The 17,456-nt window shown below is 66.1% G+C and carries 17 protein-coding genes; 7 read left to right on the forward strand and 10 right to left on the reverse strand.

What is annotated here, in order from left to right; all coding sequences use genetic code 11:
• Window positions 1-3: 3 nt before the first annotated feature.
• Entirely contained in the window at window positions 4-1,254 is a 1,251-nt protein-coding gene (locus AC5Y46_RS06345; RefSeq protein ID WP_499990441.1) for a cytochrome P450, read from the reverse strand.
• Window positions 1,251-1,796 (reverse strand): TetR/AcrR family transcriptional regulator, encoded by a 546-nt coding sequence (locus AC5Y46_RS06350; protein ID WP_499990442.1) that lies wholly within the window; start codon window positions 1,794-1,796, stop codon window positions 1,251-1,253. The genes AC5Y46_RS06345 and AC5Y46_RS06350 overlap by 4 nt, the downstream gene beginning before the upstream one ends.
• 17 nt (window positions 1,797-1,813) lie before the next feature.
• Between AC5Y46_RS06350 and AC5Y46_RS06355 the strand changes: the two genes are divergently transcribed.
• From AC5Y46_RS06355 to AC5Y46_RS06365, 3 genes are read left to right on the forward strand one after another with little or no spacing between them, the layout of a single operon-like run.
• On the forward strand, window positions 1,814-2,680 hold the full coding sequence (locus AC5Y46_RS06355) for an LLM class F420-dependent oxidoreductase (protein WP_499946068.1): 867 nt from the start codon (window positions 1,814-1,816) through the stop codon (window positions 2,678-2,680).
• Window positions 2,677-3,396, forward strand: a complete 720-nt coding sequence (locus AC5Y46_RS06360; protein WP_499990443.1) for a hypothetical protein — start codon at window positions 2,677-2,679, stop codon at window positions 3,394-3,396. Before AC5Y46_RS06355 ends, AC5Y46_RS06360 begins: the two co-directional genes overlap by 4 nt.
• Before the next feature lie 19 nt (window positions 3,397-3,415).
• Window positions 3,416-4,270, forward strand: a complete 855-nt coding sequence (locus tag AC5Y46_RS06365) for a sulfurtransferase (protein WP_499990444.1) — start codon at window positions 3,416-3,418, stop codon at window positions 4,268-4,270.
• 138 nt (window positions 4,271-4,408) lie between these two features.
• On the opposite strand, the gene AC5Y46_RS06370 is transcribed toward AC5Y46_RS06365, so the two are convergent.
• Window positions 4,409-5,419, reverse strand: a complete 1,011-nt coding sequence (locus AC5Y46_RS06370) for a 5'-methylthioadenosine/S-adenosylhomocysteine nucleosidase family protein (protein WP_499990445.1) — start codon at window positions 5,417-5,419, stop codon at window positions 4,409-4,411.
• Between the two features lie 202 nt (window positions 5,420-5,621).
• Here AC5Y46_RS06370 and AC5Y46_RS06375 point away from each other — a divergent pair, with 202 nt between their 5' ends.
• Window positions 5,622-6,932: a M23 family metallopeptidase gene (locus tag AC5Y46_RS06375; protein WP_499990447.1), complete on the forward strand. Its 1,311-nt coding sequence runs from the start codon at window positions 5,622-5,624 to the stop codon at window positions 6,930-6,932.
• Window positions 6,933-6,943: 11 nt separating this feature from the next.
• The gene (locus AC5Y46_RS06380; protein WP_499990448.1) at window positions 6,944-7,927 is read left to right on the forward strand and encodes an alpha/beta fold hydrolase; all 984 of its coding nucleotides are present in this window, start codon (window positions 6,944-6,946) and stop codon (window positions 7,925-7,927) included.
• On the opposite strand, the gene AC5Y46_RS06385 is transcribed toward AC5Y46_RS06380, so the two are convergent.
• From AC5Y46_RS06385 to AC5Y46_RS06405, 5 genes are all read right to left on the reverse strand, one after another.
• Window positions 7,924-8,730, reverse strand: coding sequence for an MBL fold metallo-hydrolase (locus AC5Y46_RS06385; RefSeq protein WP_499990450.1), 807 nt, complete (start codon window positions 8,728-8,730; stop codon window positions 7,924-7,926). The genes AC5Y46_RS06380 and AC5Y46_RS06385 overlap by 4 nt on opposite strands.
• A gap of 71 nt (window positions 8,731-8,801) precedes the next feature.
• Window positions 8,802-9,914, reverse strand: a complete 1,113-nt coding sequence (locus AC5Y46_RS06390) for an ABC transporter substrate-binding protein (protein WP_499990451.1) — start codon at window positions 9,912-9,914, stop codon at window positions 8,802-8,804.
• A gap of 310 nt (window positions 9,915-10,224) precedes the next feature.
• Window positions 10,225-10,575 (reverse strand): hypothetical protein, encoded by a 351-nt coding sequence (locus AC5Y46_RS06395; protein WP_499946097.1) that lies wholly within the window; start codon window positions 10,573-10,575, stop codon window positions 10,225-10,227.
• 158 nt (window positions 10,576-10,733) lie between these two features.
• Window positions 10,734-11,930, reverse strand: coding sequence for a cytochrome P450 (locus AC5Y46_RS06400; RefSeq protein WP_499990452.1), 1,197 nt, complete (start codon window positions 11,928-11,930; stop codon window positions 10,734-10,736).
• A 3-nt stretch (window positions 11,931-11,933) separates the two neighbouring features.
• Complete coding sequence (locus AC5Y46_RS06405) at window positions 11,934-12,950, reverse strand: LLM class flavin-dependent oxidoreductase (protein WP_499990454.1); 1,017 nt, start codon at window positions 12,948-12,950, stop codon at window positions 11,934-11,936.
• A gap of 151 nt (window positions 12,951-13,101) precedes the next feature.
• Between AC5Y46_RS06405 and AC5Y46_RS06410 the strand changes: the two genes are divergently transcribed.
• A complete protein-coding gene (locus tag AC5Y46_RS06410; protein WP_499946058.1) occupies window positions 13,102-13,947 on the forward strand; it encodes an SDR family oxidoreductase in 846 nt (281 codons plus the stop codon).
• A gap of 79 nt (window positions 13,948-14,026) precedes the next feature.
• Here AC5Y46_RS06410 and AC5Y46_RS06415 read toward each other — a convergent pair whose 3' ends face one another.
• Together AC5Y46_RS06415 and AC5Y46_RS06420 are read right to left on the reverse strand one after the other, a co-directional pair.
• Entirely contained in the window at window positions 14,027-15,088 is a 1,062-nt protein-coding gene (locus tag AC5Y46_RS06415) for an NAD(P)H-dependent amine dehydrogenase family protein (protein WP_499990457.1), read from the reverse strand.
• Between the two features lie 11 nt (window positions 15,089-15,099).
• Entirely contained in the window at window positions 15,100-16,065 is a 966-nt protein-coding gene (locus AC5Y46_RS06420; RefSeq protein ID WP_499946056.1) for an LLM class flavin-dependent oxidoreductase, read from the reverse strand.
• 183 nt (window positions 16,066-16,248) lie between these two features.
• On the opposite strand from AC5Y46_RS06420, the gene AC5Y46_RS06425 reads away from it, so the two are divergent.
• Window positions 16,249-17,451: a MalY/PatB family protein gene (locus AC5Y46_RS06425; protein WP_499990458.1), complete on the forward strand. Its 1,203-nt coding sequence runs from the start codon at window positions 16,249-16,251 to the stop codon at window positions 17,449-17,451.
• Window positions 17,452-17,456: the final 5 nt, after the last annotated feature.

The raw sequence follows: 17,456 nt of genomic DNA on the forward strand, positions 1-17,456 counted from the left end.
TGATCATCCCGTGCTACACGGAAGTCGTTTGATCCCATGGAAAAACGACGACCGCAGCCGGTCGGGTTCGCCGGTTACGGTGAGCCCGGGCACCTTCGGATACAGCTCTTCGAGCATCACCCGCAGCTCGAGCCTGGCCAGCTGGGCACCGAGGCAGAAGTGCACACCCCCGCCGCCGAACGCGGCATGCCCGGCATCGGTTCGGGTGACGTCGAATTCATCGGCCCGGTCGAACACGTCCTCGTCGCGGTTGGCCGACAGATAGTGCATCAGCACCCAGTCGCCGGCCGGGATGCGCTGCCCGCGGATCTCGACATCGCGGGTCACGGTGCGCCGGAAGTAGAGCACCGGGGTCGCCCATCGCAGTAGTTCTTCGACCGCCGCTTTGACAGCGTCGGGGTCACGGGCGAGCAGGGCCTGCTGTTCCGGGTGCTGCGACAGCGCCAGAATGCCGTGGCTGAGGGTGTTGCGGGTGGTCTCGTTGCCGGCGATCGCCAGCAGGACGAAGAACTCGTTGAGCTGCTCGGTGTTGAGTTTCTCGCCGTCGACCTCGGCGGCCAGCAGCGCCGACAGGATGTCGTCGGTCAGACCGTGCTTTCGTCGATATTTCACCAAATCGTTGCAGTACGTGAACATCTCGGCGGCCGCTTGCCCGAGCGCCTCGGGAGTGGGCGCATAGTCGGGATCCTCGATGCCCAGGGTTCCGATGGCATTGCTCCACCGGAAGACATCCAGCCGGTCTTCGGCGGGTACCCCGAGCACGTCGGCGATCACCTGTAGTGACATCTCCGCGGAAATGTCTGGGACAGCGTCGAATTCGCCCTTCTCGCGGATGTCGTCGACGATGTCGCGAGCCACCCGGCGCATGTGCGGTTCCAGGCGCAGCACGTTGCGGGCGGTGAAACCCTGGTTGATCAGCTTGCGGTAGAGCACATGTCGCGGCGGGTCGATGCCCGGCAGCATCGCCGAGGTGGGGCCCGCCTCGACCTGGATCAGGGTGTTGCCGTTGCTGCTGGTGAACGTGTCGGTGTCGCGGCTGACCAGTCGCACGTCGGCGTGCCGGGTCAGCAGCCACGCCCTGGGCAGCCCGGACAACTGCACCGGATGCACCGGGTTCTGGGCCCGCAGCCGGGCCATCGCATCGAACGGAGCGCCGACGACGAAAGTGTCCGGATCAAGCACCCGGGCGGCGTCGCGATCTGCTGGGCTGTCCAGGTTTTCGACTACCACCGAGCCGAGCTGAGGAACCGTCATGACGCCCTGATCCCGGCGATGATCACGTCGAGCCCGGCGCGGAAACGTGCGGCGGACTGCCGTTTGGCCGGCGCTGACTCCTCCAGGCTGACCGACCCCAGCAGGTAGGTGTACAGCACCGTGTGAGCCGCCGCCACAACCGGTTTCGCGAGACCCGCCTCGACCAGCAGGGAGCGACTGAGCCGGTCCAGCCGTCGCGCCTGCTCCCCACCGCCGCCGGTCTGCAGCATGCCGGCGATCCCCGGGACCGCGAGCAGCGCTTCCCTTGCTGTGCAATACAACTCGGTGAGTCTGACGTCCCACGGTCCCTGCTGCGGCACCGGGACACCGGTCAGCACCGTTTCTGCCAGCAGGTCGAGGGCCGCTTGTTTGCCCGGCACGTGGTAGTACACCGACGGCACCGCCGCCCCCAGCTCGGCGGCCAGCTCACGCATCGTGACCTGCTGCACCCCGACTCGTCGGGCCAGCGCGTGCAGCGAAGAGACCACTTGTCCGCGGTCCAGTTCGCCGTATGGACGTCTCGTCCGGACTGATTCGAGCATTGTTAGAATCTAGCGCGATGAGCACACCGACGGCAAAGTTGTCGATCGCCTCTCCGGTGGTCACCACGATCCCGGGAATGAACGCCGACTGGGAACGGACCGCGTCAGTCGAGGATCTCGCCCGCGTCGCCGAGGCCGCGGACCGATTGGGCTATCACCATCTGACATGCAGCGAACACATCGCGCTGCCGGCCGCCGAAGAGGAACGGCGCGGGGTGCGCTATTGGGATCCGCTGCCGACGTTGGGTTATCTGGCCGCCCGGACCAGCCGAATCAGGTTGGCTACCAACGTGCTGGTGCTGGCTTACCATCACCCGCTGGAGATCGCCAAGCGGTACGGCACGCTGGACAAGCTCAGCAACGGCAGGCTCATCCTGGGCGTCGGCGTGGGCTCGCTGAAAGAGGAATTCGACCTGATCGGTGCACCGTTCGACGACCGTGGCGCCCGCGGTGACGACGCGGTGCGCGCCCTGCGTGCCTCGCTGTCGGTCCGCGAGCCGTCCTACCGCGGCGAGTTCTATTCGTTCGGCGGCATGGTCGTCGACCCGTGTGCCGTGCAGGATCATGTCCCGATCTGGGTGGGCGGGCGCACCTTGCGGTCGCTGCGCCGTGCGGTCACCCTGGCCGACGGCTGGACACCGTTCTCGGTGAGTCTGCGACAGGCGCGGGACTGGTTGAGCCGCTTCGACATTCGCCCGGACTTCGACGTTGTCCTCGCGCCGGCCAGGAGGCTGGATCCGATCCACGACCCTGAGCGGTCGCGCGAACTCATCGCCGAGGCCGTCGCGCATGGGGCGACCATCGTCAGCGCCAACTTCGCCAGCACCTCGCTGCAGCATTATCTGGAGAATCTGCAGGCACTCGCGGAACTGAACGCCTCGTGAACCGCGTCCGGGCCGGTATTTTCAGCTTCACGGGTGCAGCACCGCGTGACGACGACGGCAGCTACCTGCGGTGGCACCTGCTGGACCACATGCCCGAGCAGTTCCAACTGCCGGGAATTCTGCACGGGCTGCGCTGGATCGGCGACGGTGACCACCTCTTAGTGTCGAACGGTCCGCTGGGTGAGATCGGCAACGTCGTGCACTATTTGGTCGGCGAGCCCGTCGCGGAGACGGTCGACGACTTCGTCGACCTCGGGCGGGCGCTGCGGGAGAACGGCCGCATGCCGGCCATGCGCCCGCTGCTGCAGATCTCCGGACTTCGCCTGCTGCAATGGCATTCGGCACCGCAAGCCCTGGTGTCGCCGGAGGTGGTGCCGTGGCGGCCGCACCGCGGCGTGCTGCTGATCGTCGAAGAACCGACCGGCGAGCGCCCCGATCACTGGTTGGAATGGCTGCACGCCGAACACTATCCGGCGCTGCTGGCCACGCCGGGCACTGCCGGGGCGTGGACGTTCGGGTCGACGTGGAAGCCGGCGCCCCGCGGGTGGCGTACCGACCCGCACTACGTCACCGTCGTCTACCTCGACGACGACCCGCTGAGCGTGACGGCCGCCGTGGCGCCTTTGGTCGAGGAGCGCTGGCGTTCGGCAGCGGTGCGGCCGGTGTTCGCCGGGCCGCTGCGCAGCATGATCAGCTGGGAGGCCTGGCCGCGGTAGTGGTCGTTAAGGTGAAGGTGTGCAACCTCGGAACCGCGTCCTGATCACCGCCACCGAACTGGCCGACCTCGTCGAGTCGGGCGAACCGCTGAGCATTCTCGATGTGCGTTGGCGACTCGACGTCCCGGACGGCCGACCCGCGTACCTGGACGGCCACCTTCCCGGCGCGGTGTATGTGTCCCTGGATGAGGAGCTCAGCGACCACAGCGTCGACGGGCGTGGCCGGCATCCGCTGCCGTCGGGCAGGAGCGTGCAGGAAGCGTTGCGGCGGTGGGGGGTTCGGCAGGGCGTGCCGGTGGTGGTGTACGACGACTGGAATCGGGCCGGCTCCGGACGGGCGTGGTGGGTGCTGACCGCGGCGGGCCTGCCCGACGTGCGGATCCTGGACGGCGGGCTGGCCGCATGGCGCGCGTCGGGCGGCCGACTCGAAGCCGGCGCGGTGGATCCTGCGCCCGGGAACGTGGTTGTGCAACACGAGGATCTGTATGCCGGTGGCCGGCCCACATTGACCGCCGAGCAGGCCGGCGCGGGCGCGCTGCCGCTGTTCGATGCGCGCGCCCCCGAACGCTACCGCGGTGACAGCGAACCCGCCGACGCACGGGCCGGCCACATCCCCGGTGCGAAGAACCTGCCCTTCATGACTCTGCTGTCCGACGATGGTGCGTTCCTCTCCGAGGAGGCGCTCGCGCAACGGTTGTCCGACAGCGGAATTGGGCGGGACGAGCTCGTCGGCGCGTATTGCGGCTCGGGTGTCACCGCCACCGTTCTGGTGGCCGCGCTGGCCGCCGCGGGCCATCAAGCCGCGTTGTTTCCCGGTTCGTGGTCGGAGTGGAGTTCGGAGCCGGGACGCCCTGTGCAGCGCGGGGCAGAGTAGGCCGTGGCGGGTTCGCTGAGTGCACGAGAGTCCGCAAAATGCTAGGAAAAGGGCGCTCTGCCGTACATTTGCGGACCCTCACGGGGGACCTCAGGATAGGGCGAAGCGCTTAGTCAGGCCGACGGCCGCAAAAGTACTTCATGCTCCGGCCCACGTCCCCAAGAATCCCTCGACCACCCGGGCGGCGTTCTCCGCGGCGATCTGCTTGTAGAAGAAGAACTGAAACGGAAAGCCCGGCAGGCCCAGCGGGTCACCGGGCCCGTCGGACATGCCCCGGATGCCCAGGAACGGGATGCCGTGCGCCGCGGCGACCGCCAACGCCGCACCCGTCTCCTGGTCCACCGCATCGAAGGCCGGATTCTCGGCAGTCTGGATGTTGAGGTTGCTCAGCAACCCTTTGGCCAGGAAGGGCCCGATGGCCTGCACGAAGTTCCCGGTGTAGAAGAAGGAACGCCCCGGCGGGCTGCACGGCTGGCATCCGAAGACGTCGCCGCCGTTGGGCACACACGGGAAGGCCTGGCCGTTGTTGGCGTCGTGGCTGTAGCCGTCGCCGCCGACGAACAGCTGCGGCGACCGTTTCAGATCGATCAGCTTGACGGTCGGGACGTGACGGCACAGGCACATTGGATTGCCGAGGTTGTTGACGCTGCTGAGGTTGACGGTGAGCGCTTGCGCCGCGGCCAGCATGCCGGGATCGACGGCAGCGAACGTCGCTCCGCTGTCCAGGCTCCAGCGGGCGGGCACGGCCACGTCGCCGATGCTGGTCCGCCCGGCTCCTCCGGCGACCCCGGAGAACAACACCGCTGCGATGGTCTCGCCGGAGGCGCAGGTGAACCGGTTCAGCGCGGTCTCGGTGACGCGGGTGGCGTTCACCATGCCGATCCCGGTCATGGCGACGAACACCTTCTTGCCGGCGATCGAACCGCGATAGAAATATTGATTGTCATGTATCGCAATGGGATTCGCGTCCAGCGTGGTGTGCGCCAAGACGGCGTCGGCCTCGGCTGGGAAGGGGGTCAGCACCAGCGTTCGCTGTTCGCACGTCGCCGCCGTCACGCCCGCGGCCCCGGCGGGATCTGCGACGGCCAATCCGCCGCCCGCGCAGACCGCGACGACCACGACGAGGACAGCGCGCAACCGTTTGAGCACAGTCCCCCTCTCGTCGTCGAGGCTTCGTCGGTCATGGCCGGGACTCTCATGGACGTGGCTGGAACAACAACGGCTTGATTTTCGCGCGACACGGCGAGAGGTTGGAGATTCGTTACCGTTCTTTTCAAGTGCCGTGACGCAACCGCGACTCGAGGGAGCCGACGGTGGCCGAGCGTACGGCTGACCAAGGAGGCAACACCAGATGGCGAAGCGGCACCGTTGCTGGGTAAAGCTGGCAGCCATCGGGTTCGCCTTCGTGCTTGCCGGCTGTACATCGGCGCCCAAGCAGCCCGCCGGCGGCGCACCCCCGAACAGCGACCCGCTGGCCGGCGTCACCGTCCCGGATGCCTTCACGCCGTTGACGGTGTCACCGATCAGCCGGCCGACCTTCGCGTTTCCCGGTACCGACGACAAGTACCACTTGGCGTTCGACATGCAGGTCACCAACTCGACGGCGGAGCCGGCCAGCCTGACCGGTGTGGACGTGGTCGACGGCCGGGACCCCAAGAGGGTGTTGGCGTCATATTCGGGAAATCAACTGGTCGATCCCGCCTGCAACTACGGCAACTGCAACCGGCTGCGCCTGGTGCCCGCCGCGCCCGCACCCGACTTCACCATCGCGCCGCAGTCGTCGCGGTCGTTGCTCGTCGACTTCCGGCTCGACAACCTCTCGGATTTCCCGAAAGCGGTGATGCTGCGGCTGCACGGCACCGGCGTGAGTAATCCGAGCGCCGCCAAGACATCCGGCCCCATCGACACCCTCGGCGCACCGTTCGACATCTCGGCCGGGACGCCGCGCATCATCGGTTCCCCGTTGCGCGGCAACAATTGGGTCGCCTTCAACGGCTGCTGCGAACCGGGGTGGGCGCACCGTGACGCCATCCTTCCGGTCAACATGAAACTCAACAACAGCCAGCGATTCGCGATCGACTGGATGCGGATGAACGACCAAGGCAATTTCTACGTGGGCGACCGGACGGTGAATGAGAGCTACATCAGCTACGGGACACCGGTTTACGCGGTCGCCGACGGCACCGTGGTGTCGACGCTGGACAGCATCGAAGCCAACAAGCCGGGCATCCTGCCGTCATCCGATCCCGCGTTGGCCGCGAAACTCACCGTGGAGAACATCGACGGCAATCACATCATCATGGACATCGGCGACGGGGTCTATGCCATGTACGCCCATTTCATCCAGGGATCACTGCTGGTGAAACCGGGCGACAAGGTCAAGAAGGGACAGCAGATCGCCGAGCTGGGCAATACCGGCAATTCGAATGCGCCGCATCTGCACTTTCAGCTGATGAGTGGTCCGTCTCTGCTCGAAGCCGACGGATTGCCTTACGCGCTCGAGGGTTTCAGCTACCAGGGCCAGGTCAGTACGACGGCGGTGTTCAATGCCGACAACTACCTCAGCGGCTCCTTTCTCGGCCCGGAGATGCTGCCCACCCCGCAACTGAAGGGCAACCAGTTGCCGCTACTGCTGGCCGTCGTGACGTTCCCGCAAACCTGAGAGGCTCGACGATGGACATCTTCGTGGAATGGCACACCGGCGGAACCGAATTGAGCTGGTCGACCACCGACGCCAACGACCGGCAGCCGGTCACGGTGTTCCTGCGACGATTCGGTACACCGGGCAAACCAGCGCTGGTCTGTGTGCACGGCTTTCCCACGTCGAGCATCGACTACTTTCCGCTGGCGCGGGAATTGGGCGGCGAATTCGAGATTTTCGCGCTGGATTTCCCGGGCTATGGCGTCTCCGACAAACCACCCGAGCCGTACGTCTATTCGCTCTACGACGACGCGCGACTGCTCGTGCATGCCATCACCGAGGTGTGGAAACTGAGCGACTACCGCATGATCACCCACGACCGCGGCTGCAGCATCGGCATGATCGCGCTAGGCCTGCTCGCTGAGAAGTCAGCGCTGCCTGTCGATTTGATCATCACCAACGGCAACATCTATCTCCCGCTGTCCAATCTGACCGCCTTTCAGCTCGCGCTCCTCGACGCCGCGTCGGGTCGTGCCGCTGCTGCCGAGACGACGCCGGAGCTGTTGGCCGCCGGCCTCGGGGTCACCACGTTCATGCCGCGCCGGATGCCGGACGATCCGGAGATCTCGGCGCTGACAAAGTGTTTCGCCTACAACGACGGGATTAGGGTGCTGCCGGACACGATCCAGTACCTGCACGAGCGGGCCGCCGACGAGAAGCGTTGGCTGGAAGCGCTTTCGCAGTTGCCGGTCAACGTGACCCTGATCTGGGGCCTGCACGACACTGTCGCCCCGCTGCGGGTCGCGAACCATGTCTGGCATACCTACCTGCGGGGGATGCCCGGTCGGAGCCGCTACTGGGTGGTCCCGACGGCCGATCATTACCTGCAATGTGACGCACCCGCCGAACTGGCGCAGATCATTCGTCTGACCGCGCAGGGCGCCGACATCGCGCTGCAGCTGCAGACCCTCGGCGAGCGGCCCGAGGGCGCGGTGCTGGTGGATCAGGCGAGCTAAACCGACACCGAGTGACCGCGTTCGATCTCCAGGATGCGGTCGTCGAGACCGCGGCGTTTCATCTCGGCCTTGAAGTCGGACAGCGGTGAGGCGAACACCGTGTAGTCGTCGAAGTGAACCGGGATGACCTTGGGCAGGTCGAGCCGTTCGACGAGCCCGCTACCTTGCTGCCCGTCCATGGTCACGGTCAACCCGAACGGCAATCGCGCGCCGGCGGGCAGGCGGGTTCCGCCGAGGTGGAGGATGCCCGCGTCGATGGCGTCGAACCGGACCGGGATCTCGCCGAGTTCGTCGATGAGCAGCGTATCTCCGGAGATGTAGAGACGCCGCCTGGTCGGGCTGTCCACTGTTCCGAATTCGAGCATGCTGCCCATGACCGGCGGGAGCAGGCGCTTCGTCCACAGCGGGGCGTGACGACCCGGCAGCGCCGTCACGGTGAGCTGGACATCCCCCTTGACCATCGTGTGCGCCTGCCACGTCGACAATGCGGCGGCGTGCTCGAAACCTTTGGAGTGCAACCGGTTCGCCGCCGCCGGGGTGGTCAGGACCGGAAGTTCACGGTCCAGCCCTTTCGTCGTCACCCGGTCCCAGTGGTCGCCGTGCAGATGCGACAGCAGCACGACGTCGATGGACGGGAGCTGGTCGATCGTCAGCGCGGGTGCCTTGCGGCGTTTGGATACCAGGCCGTAGCCGAGATAGGCGTGCTGACCCTTGTGCAGAAAGTTGGGATCGGTGAGCACGGTGATGTCGCCGGCACGGATGAGCGTGGTGGCGTTGCCGATGAACGTGACGGTGATGTCCATGATTGCTGCGAGTTCCCGGAGAACGGCGGACAAAACGTGTCGTCGTTGATCCGGTCAGGCGCAGGCGGGACTTACTCTTCCCCGAAGCGGTCGATCAGGTGGGAGTTCACGCCGTCGGCATCGAGCCGACGGGCCACCAGGTAACCCGCACCCATCCACGCCCGACGCGTCCAGTTGCCGAACGACACCCGCGTGCCGGGTGCGCCGGACGCCGCCGGCATCATCTTCACCCGCTCCAGCGCCTCCTTGACACCGCGCGGACTCAACGGGTGTGCGTCGGCGAGTGCCCGCAGCAGGGTGCATGCGATGTCCCTGTTGACCACCGGCACGCACCATTCCGGCCGGCGACCGTACTCCTGGCGGTATTCGTCCAGGAACTTCTGCCCGACCGTATTGCCCTCGTCGTACTGGTCCACACCTGTCCAGCCCATGAACGCGTTCCACATGATCGGATTGAGCCAGGCGTTCTGGAAAGCGGTGCCGCAGTAGCGCGGCGGGTCCCAGCCCAGGGCCTGGAGTGCGGGATTGACGAAGACCACGCCGAACCCGAAGCCGCAGTGCACGATTGCCTGCGGCTTGGCTGCGTGAAGGGTGTTCACCGCGGCGGTCACGTCCTGCGCCGTCTGCGCTATCGACGCTTCGGCCACCACCCGAATACCCTTACGCCTGCACGCATCCCGAAGATTCCGCAGATAGGTCTCCCCGACTATCGACTGCTCGACCAGTACGCCGACTTCGGTGTGGCCCGCCTTCGTCAACAGGTCGGACCAGAAGATCGGCTCGTCGGTGTGTGAGCCCATCGGAAAAGCGAAGAACCATTCGCCAAGTGCGACATCGGATCCCGTCACACTGATGCAGGGCACCTTGAAACGTTCCTCGATCGCCTCCCGCGCCGGGATCGCGTTGTCGGCGATGCTGGGGCCGAAGATCGCCAGGCAACCTTCGTCGCACAACGCGCCGTAGGCGTCGATGACCGCTTTGACCGAACCCTTCGGCAGGCCTTCCACTTCGCGGTAGAGGATCTCGATCGGCCGGTCTATCAACCCCTGTTCGACCGCTTGTTTGAACACCAGATCGAACGGTTGGGTCAAGTCCTCGAAGTAGGTCTTCGGGAAGCCTTCGGGTAGCAGAAAGTCCATCAGGTAGCCGATTTTGATTGGCTGCGCGGTGCTTTCGTAGGACACTCATTCTCCTAGCCTGAGGATTGAAACCTAACAGTTGTTCATCGTGCAGAGACCTGAGTGCCGAGTCAACAATCGCCCGCCCGTTGGGTCACATGCACCAGATAAGTCACCGTCCCAACACAGTTGGCCGTATGCCCACCTCCGCGCGACTTGCCCACCCATGCGCGACATTCCCGCTCGAAGCAGTTCCGGCACTGAAGCACACCCCCCACATCGGTCAACATCCGCGGATAGTTCGCCTGATGCCCACCTCAGCGCGACTTGCCCGCCCCAGCGCGACATTCGCCAGCATTGCCGCGACCCACGCCGCCTAAGAATCGCGTGGGTCGGTGTACCCAATCTCCTCAAGCATCCGTCGCGCGTCCGCCTCACCGCGGAGCGCCAGCACTCGTTGATGTATACGGTGCTGGGTGCTGCGCGGAATGCCGGATGGACCATACTTGCCCCAACCGATTCGCTTTACTCGGCCTCGGGAAATTTCCCAACGCAAAGCATCCGAGATGGCTTTCGACGGTCGGCCGGTGACGCCAAAGCCGTGATGGCTCAATGCTTTCGTCATCTCGGGGATAGTCGCCTGCCCGTGCAACTGTAGCTGCCAGGCAAGTACGTAACGCAGTTCGATTCCGCTCAGGATGAGAGTCATGAGGCTACCGTTACACATTGGTATGACATTCAGCGGCCACTTCGAGGGCATAGAAGCGTCACGCGCACAGGGTGTCGCGCATGGGTGGGCAAGTCGCGCTGAGGCGGGCATGGCGCCAACTGTCTCGACGCGGTGACGGATGGGGCGCGTGTGACAGAGAACCCCGGTGAACACAGCTACGCGGTGATAACCGGTAGGCTCGCCCAGCCGCGCACGCTACTGGTGTGCGCCTTGACGGCGTTGTCGTAGTCCACCGACCACTGCGGCCAGCGTTTGATCACCTCTTCCAAGACCACCCGCGCCTGCATGCGCGCCAGGGCCGACCCAAGACAGAAGTGCAGTCCGTGCCCGAAGCTGAGGTGGCTGGCGCCGCGGTGGATGTCGAAGCGCTCGCCGTCGGCGAACTTACGCTCATCGCGATTGGCTGACCCGTTGAGCAGCAACATGATCGAGCCTTCCGGTACCAGCGTGCCGCGGCATGAGACATCATGCGCGACGTAACGTGCCTGCACCGGTGAGGGAGCCTCGTAGCGCAGGGTCTCCTCGATCGCCATCGGGATCAGCGACGGGTCCGCCACGAGTTCGCGACGCTGCTCGGGGTGTTCGGCGAGCAGCTGACCCAGGAATCCGATCAGCCGTGTCGTGGTCTCGTTGCCGGCGCCGGCGATCGTGCTGGTGTACATCAGCACCTCGGTGCGGTCCAACCGTCGCGTGACACCGTTCTCTTCGATCTCGGCGTTCAGCAGCGCCGTCATCAGGTCGTCGGACGGATGCTCGGTCCGCCAGTCGATGTAGTCGGAGAACACTTCGTAGCTCTTCTCGAACAGGTCGGCGTCGACCGCACGAAAGGTGCCCTCGCGCAAGTTGATTGCCCGTCCGCCGCGGTCGCGGATCGCCGCCTGATTCTCTTCGGGAATCCCCAGCAGATAGCCGATGGTGCGCATCGGTACCATCGCGCCGAGGTCTTCGATGAAGTCGAACCGGCCCGACCCGATTAGCGGGTCGAGCGCCCGCACGCAGAAGTCCCGGGTCAGCGGTTCGATCGCTTCCATCCGCCGCGGCGTGAAAACCCTTGACAGCAAACGGCGATGCAGGTCGTGCAGGGGCGGATCCTCGAACAGGATCACCCCCGGCGGCACCTGGACACCGCTCATGATGATGTCCATGGTGGTGCCGCGGCCCGACCGGTAGGTCTCCCAGTTCGTCAGCTCAGGCGCGACATCCTCGTACCGGCTCAACGCGTAGAAGTCGTACTTTTCGTTGTGATACAGCGGAGCCTCGTCCCGCATCCGCTTCCAGACCGGGTACGGGTCGTCGTCGATGTCGAAATCGAAAGGGTCATAATAGATCTCAGTGGCGCTCGCCCCGGTCATGGGTCACCCGTTCTTGTTGGAGAGCAACTCGCCGTCGCCGGGCGGCGCCCCGGACGCCTCCGGTAGCACGACCTCGCCGACGCGCTTGAGATACGGCCACGCCACCTCGGGCGGGAGCCCGCCGCACAGCGGTGACAACGTCAGCATCTTTCCGGCCCGCACCCGCGAGACGGCTTCGTCCACGGTGATGATCACGTGCGACGTGCCCGTCTCCCGCAGCTCGTCCACGGTCGTGACGTGCGAGAAACCCGCGGACGTCTGGTTGCCGGGATTCCATTCGGCATAAGTGCGCGCGTCATGCAACAGGTGCTCACCGAGCTCCGACCAGGCCTGCTCGACGTCGTCGGCGACGAAAGTGACCGAGGGCGTGTTGCGGTCGGGGAAGAAGGCCGGCCCGACCTCGTGTCCGTGCTTGCGGCACGAATCCTCGTATGCCGCACGCATTCCCGGGACGTTACCGTTGGCCAGCATCCCGAGTCCGTAGCGACCGGCGCGGCGCGCCGCGGCCAGGCTGCCGCCGCCCCACATCATCGCCGGACCGCCCTTGGTGAGCGGCTGAGGCGTCACGAAGATCCGCCGGCCATCTTCGACGACCGTCTCACCGGCCAGCAGTCGGCGCAGCAGACCCAGCTTCTCGTCGGCCAGCCGACCCCGATCACCCAGTTCCAGCCCGAAGATGTCGTACTCCTCGGGGCGGTATCCCAGCGCCATGATGTAGGACGCCCGGCCGGCGCTGAGAATGTCGAGCACGGCGATGTCCTCAGCGAGCCGGACCGGGTCGTAGAACGGCAGGATCAGGATCAAGCTGAGCGCCAGGCGCTCGGTGCACGCCGCCACCGCCGAACCCAGCAGCATCGGTGACGGCAGATAACCGTCCGGGGAACCATGGTGCTCACACACGACGGCTGCCAGGCACCCGTGCCCCTCCGCCCACGCGCACATCTGCGGCGCGGCGGCATACAGCGCCGTCGGGTCGGCTCCGAACGCCGGAGCCCGCATGTCGAAGCGCAGGGTGAACACAGCTACTCCTAGCCGACCTAATATTTGTCTCACGTACGCTACGTGGGACCCGCGATCGAGGTCAACCGCTGAAACCGGGACAGGTTTGTAACTTACAGCTGGTCCGGATATTGTAACGTCGGTGCATTAACCACCAGCGAAAAGAGGAAAGATGACGACGGCGTCAGACTTACTGGGTTATGAAGGAAAGCGCGTTCTGGTGGTCGGTGGTGCGACCGGCATGGGCGCAGCCGCGGCGCAGATCGCCAAGGATCTCGGCGCACACGTCACGGTGATGGACTTCGCGCCCGTCGACTTCGACACCGACAAGGTGATCTCGCTCGACCTCAGCGACCAGGACTCGATCGACCGTGCGGTCGACGAGCTTGACGGACCCGTCCACTCGCTGTTCTCCGCCGCCGGTGTCGCCGACGGCCCGAAGCTGATGCAGGTGAACTTCATCGGGCACCGCCACCTGATCGAACGGTTGCTCGACAAGGACCTGCTCCAGCGCGGCGCGGCCATCTGCTTCATCTCGTCGGTGGCAGGCATGGGGTGGGAGAACGACCTGGAACTGGTGCAGGACTTCCTGGCCACGCCCGACTACAAGTCGGCGCACGACTGGTGCCAGGAGCGCGAGCCGAAGGGAATCATCCACTACGGCTTCAGCAAGAAGGCGATCAACGGCTACGTCGCCTGGCAGGGCTACCACTTCCAGAAGAAGGGCATCCGGATCAACGCCGTCTGCCCGGGCCCCACCGACACTCCGCTGGCCCGCGCGAACGCCGACCTGTGGCTGACCTTCGCCCAGGACTACCGCGACGACACCGGCACCGCGACGCTGACCCCCGAGGACATCGGCAAGGCGATGATCATGCTCAACAGCGACGCCTCGGGCTCCATCAACGGCATCACGCTCAACGTCGACCAGGGCCACGCCATGTCATCGATCACCGGTTCATATGCGCCGGGCAAGGCGATCATGGACCTGATCACCGGCCGGGTCCAGCTGGCCTGAGCCCTGCCTGAGTCTGCGCGAGCAGACGCAGAAGCACCTCATTTCGTGCCGAAATGAGGTGCTTCTGCGTCTGCTCGCGCTATTCAAAAGCGTGCCGCGGCAACGTCGTCGGTAGGTCCAACGAGCTGAGCAGTCCCGGCGGCGCGGCCACCACATAGGGGATCGCGTTGACGACGCGCATCGCCGTGGCGGCCATCGCCGCCCGTCCGGCGCCGTGCCCCTCGGCCGCGCCGAGCGTCAGCACACAGTGGATGTCGGGATCCCCGTCGATGTCGACCCGGTAGGTCGCGTCGAACTCCGAAGCCGGCCAGTCGGGTGCGACGTCGCGCGCCATCCGGATCACGTGTTCGATCACGATGGCCTCGCGGCCGTTGACCACCGCCGCGGCCCGGGTGCGCACCGCACCACACGTGCCCGCGGGGATGGTGCCGAACGCCACCTGGATGTCGCGATCGGTCAGCTCGCGGTCCAGCGTGCCGCGCACTTCCTCGATTTGCACGCCCAGCCCGTCGGCAATCAGGTAAAGCGGTGCCTTCCATGCCATTTCGATGAAACCAGGCGTCTTGAGCATCGGCTCGAAATCCAGCGGACGGCCGAATCCCATGCCGTCCATCATCACGTCGGCCACCGGATAGTGATCATTGAGCGCCACCTCGCTGACAGTGATGCGGCGGATGCTCTTGGATTGGGTGGTCATCAGCAGGGCCAACTCGTCGGAGGCGAAACCGGGAAAGATCCCAGACACGTAGAACGAAGCCCCGCCGGCGCGGGCGGCCGCCTCGAGTTGGCCGCGCCAGTCCGGCGCGAAGTAGGACGGCGGATGGACCAGACTGGTCGACGACGTCGACACCACGTTGATGCCCGCCGACAGCAACCGCAGGTAGTCGGGCACCGCGCCGGCGTCGCGCTCGGGACCGCTGGCGGCATAGACCACGCAGTCGGGCCGCAAGGCCAGCAGCGCGTCGGCGTCGTCGGTCGCCGCCAATCCCAGCGGCGCCCCGCCGCCCAGCTCACCCGCGTCCCTGCCGACTTTGTCCGGCGAATGTACCCACACGCCAACCAATTCCAGGTCCGGCCGGCGCCGGATGGCGTCGATAGCAATGGACCCCACTCCCCCGGTCGCCCACACGACAACGCGCATCGCAGTCTCCTTCACGTCTGAACCGCTGCGGCGGCGAATTCCAGGTAGGGCCACGCCACGTCCGGCGACACGCCACCGCACAGCGGATGCAACGGCAGCGGCCGTCCGCTACCGACGTACTCGACGGCTTGCTGCACGGTGAGGATGCGGTACGGGCCGCCCTCTTCCCGGAGCGCAGCCACGGTGTCGGCGCGGGTGATGCTGGCGACCGTGTCGTCGTGCGGCCGGTAGGACGCCGCCATCTTCGCGTCGTGCAGAAGGTGGGGACCCAGTTCCCGCCAGGCTTTGTCGACATCGTCGGCGACGAACACCGTGGTCGGCGTGCCGGGCACCGGGCCTTGGTAGGGTCCCGGCTCGTATCCGTTTGCGCGACACTGGGATTCGTAATACTCCCGCAGACCCGGCGAGTCGGTCTGGGAGATGAAGCCGAGCCCGTGGCGACCCGCCCGCCGGGCCGCGGCCTTGCTGCCCCCGGCGATCAGCATCAGCGGGCCGTCGGCGGTGGCGCACCGCGGGGTGACCCGGACCTGACGGGCGCGGTATTGCACGGTCTCGCCGCGCACCAACGGAGCGAGCACACTGACGATCTCGTCGGCCACCCGGCCGCGCGTCGTCATGTCGATGCCGAAGTGCTCGTACTCTTCGGCGCGATGCCCCACACCCAACGCGTAGGACACCCGTCCCCGGCTGATCAGGTCCAGTACGGCGATCTCCTCGGCCAGTCGGACCGGGTCCCACATCGGGATCGGTACCGCCGCAACCAGAATCGCCAAGTGCTTGGTGCGCGAAGCGATGGCCGAGGCCAACATCAGCGGCGCCGGCAGGTGGCCGTCGTCGGCGCCATGGTGCTCGGACAAGATGACCAGCACCGCTCTGCGCGTCTCCGCCCAGGCGCACATGTCGACAGCCGCGCCGTAGAGGTCGGCGGCCGACCCGGCCCAACTGGGCGCGCGCATGTCGAACCGGAGGGTGAACACTCTCGCACCCTAACCTAATGTTTGTTCAATCCACCATGCCGCTGACCCTCCCCGCGAGCAGACGCAGAATCGCACAAATCGAGCGATTTCAGTGCGATTCTGCGTCTGCTCGCGGGAGAACGGGCGCGGGTGCGGGAGAACGGGCGCGGTCGCGGGGGAAGAGGCGCGGGCTAAAATCCGAGGGTGACGGCTAACCCCCTCGAGGAGTTGACGCTCGACCAACTACGCCGGCGCAGCAGTATGAAATGGCGAGCACACGCGGCCGATGTGCTGCCGTTGTGGGTCGCCGAGATGGATGTCAACCTGGCGCCGGCAGTGGCCGAAGCCATCCATCGGGCCGTCGATTCCGGCGACACCGGATACCCGCACGGCAAGGACTACGCCAAGGCGGTCGGCGAATTCGCCGCGCAGCGCTGGCAGTGGGACATGGCGGTGGGCCGGACCCGCGTCGTTCCCGACGTCATGCTGGGAATCGTCGAAATGCTGCGGCTGGTGACCGACCGCGGCGACACCGTCATCGTCAATTCACCTGTCTACGCGCCCTTTTACGCCTTCGTCGCGCACGACGGGCGCGTGGTGGTCGAGGCGCCGTTGGGTACCGACGGCCGAATCAACCTGGACGCGTTGCAGGATGCGTTCGCGCGTGGTCGCCGCTCGGCCGGCCCCGGCGGCAAAGTTGCCTACCTGCTGTGCAATCCGCACAACCCGACCGGAGCGGTGCACACCGCCGACGAACTGCGCACCGTCGCCGAACTGGCTCGCCGCTTCGATATTCGGGTGGTCTCCGACGAAATTCACGCGCCGCTGATCCTGTCCGGGGCGCGGTTCACCCCGTATCTCAGCGTGCCCGGCGCCGAGAATGCCCTGGCGCTGACATCGGCCTCCAAGGCCTGGAACCTCGCGGGTATCAAAGCGGCCATCGCCGTGGCCGGCCCCGAGTCGGCCCCCGAACTCCGCCGGATGCCCGAGGAAGTCGGCCACGGGGCCAGCCATCTGGGCTTGATCGCGCACACGGCAGCATTCACCGCCGCCGGCACCTGGCTGGATGCACTCCTGGCCGGCTTGGACGAAAACCGTACGTTGCTAGGCGATCTGGTTGCCGAACACCTTCCGGGCGTGCGGCTGCTGCGCCCTGAAGGGACCTACCTGGCTTGGCTGGACTGCCGCGAACTCGGCATCGACGACCAGGCCGGCGACGGCATCAAAGTTGTCTCCGACCTGTCCGGACCGGCCCGCTGGTTTCGCGACCACGCCCGCGTCGCGCTCAGCTCGGGACATGTGTTCGGCACCGGAGGCGCCGGACACGTCCGCCTCAACTTTGCCACCTCGAAAACCATTCTGACTGAGGCGGTCTCGCGCATGGGACGAGCGTTGCGCGAACGCTAGCGGGC

It is taken from the genome of Mycobacterium sp. NGS59 (assembly GCF_059812345.1).

Coding starts and splice junctions, on each gene's coding strand:
- AC5Y46_RS06345 (WP_499990441.1), bottom strand. CDS start 1,254: ATGACGGTTCCTCAGCTCGGCTCGGTGGTAGTCGAAAACCTGGACAGC.
- AC5Y46_RS06350 (WP_499990442.1), bottom strand. CDS start 1,796: ATGCTCGAATCAGTCCGGACGAGACGTCCATACGGCGAACTGGACCGC.
- AC5Y46_RS06355 (WP_499946068.1), top strand. CDS start 1,814: ATGAGCACACCGACGGCAAAGTTGTCGATCGCCTCTCCGGTGGTCACC.
- AC5Y46_RS06375 (WP_499990447.1), top strand. CDS start 5,622: ATGGCGAAGCGGCACCGTTGCTGGGTAAAGCTGGCAGCCATCGGGTTC.
- AC5Y46_RS06380 (WP_499990448.1), top strand. CDS start 6,944: ATGGACATCTTCGTGGAATGGCACACCGGCGGAACCGAATTGAGCTGG.
- AC5Y46_RS06385 (WP_499990450.1), bottom strand. CDS start 8,730: ATGGACATCACCGTCACGTTCATCGGCAACGCCACCACGCTCATCCGT.
- AC5Y46_RS06395 (WP_499946097.1), bottom strand. CDS start 10,575: ATGTGTAACGGTAGCCTCATGACTCTCATCCTGAGCGGAATCGAACTG.
- AC5Y46_RS06400 (WP_499990452.1), bottom strand. CDS start 11,930: ATGACCGGGGCGAGCGCCACTGAGATCTATTATGACCCTTTCGATTTC.
- AC5Y46_RS06410 (WP_499946058.1), top strand. CDS start 13,102: ATGACGACGGCGTCAGACTTACTGGGTTATGAAGGAAAGCGCGTTCTG.
- AC5Y46_RS06415 (WP_499990457.1), bottom strand. CDS start 15,088: ATGCGCGTTGTCGTGTGGGCGACCGGGGGAGTGGGGTCCATTGCTATC.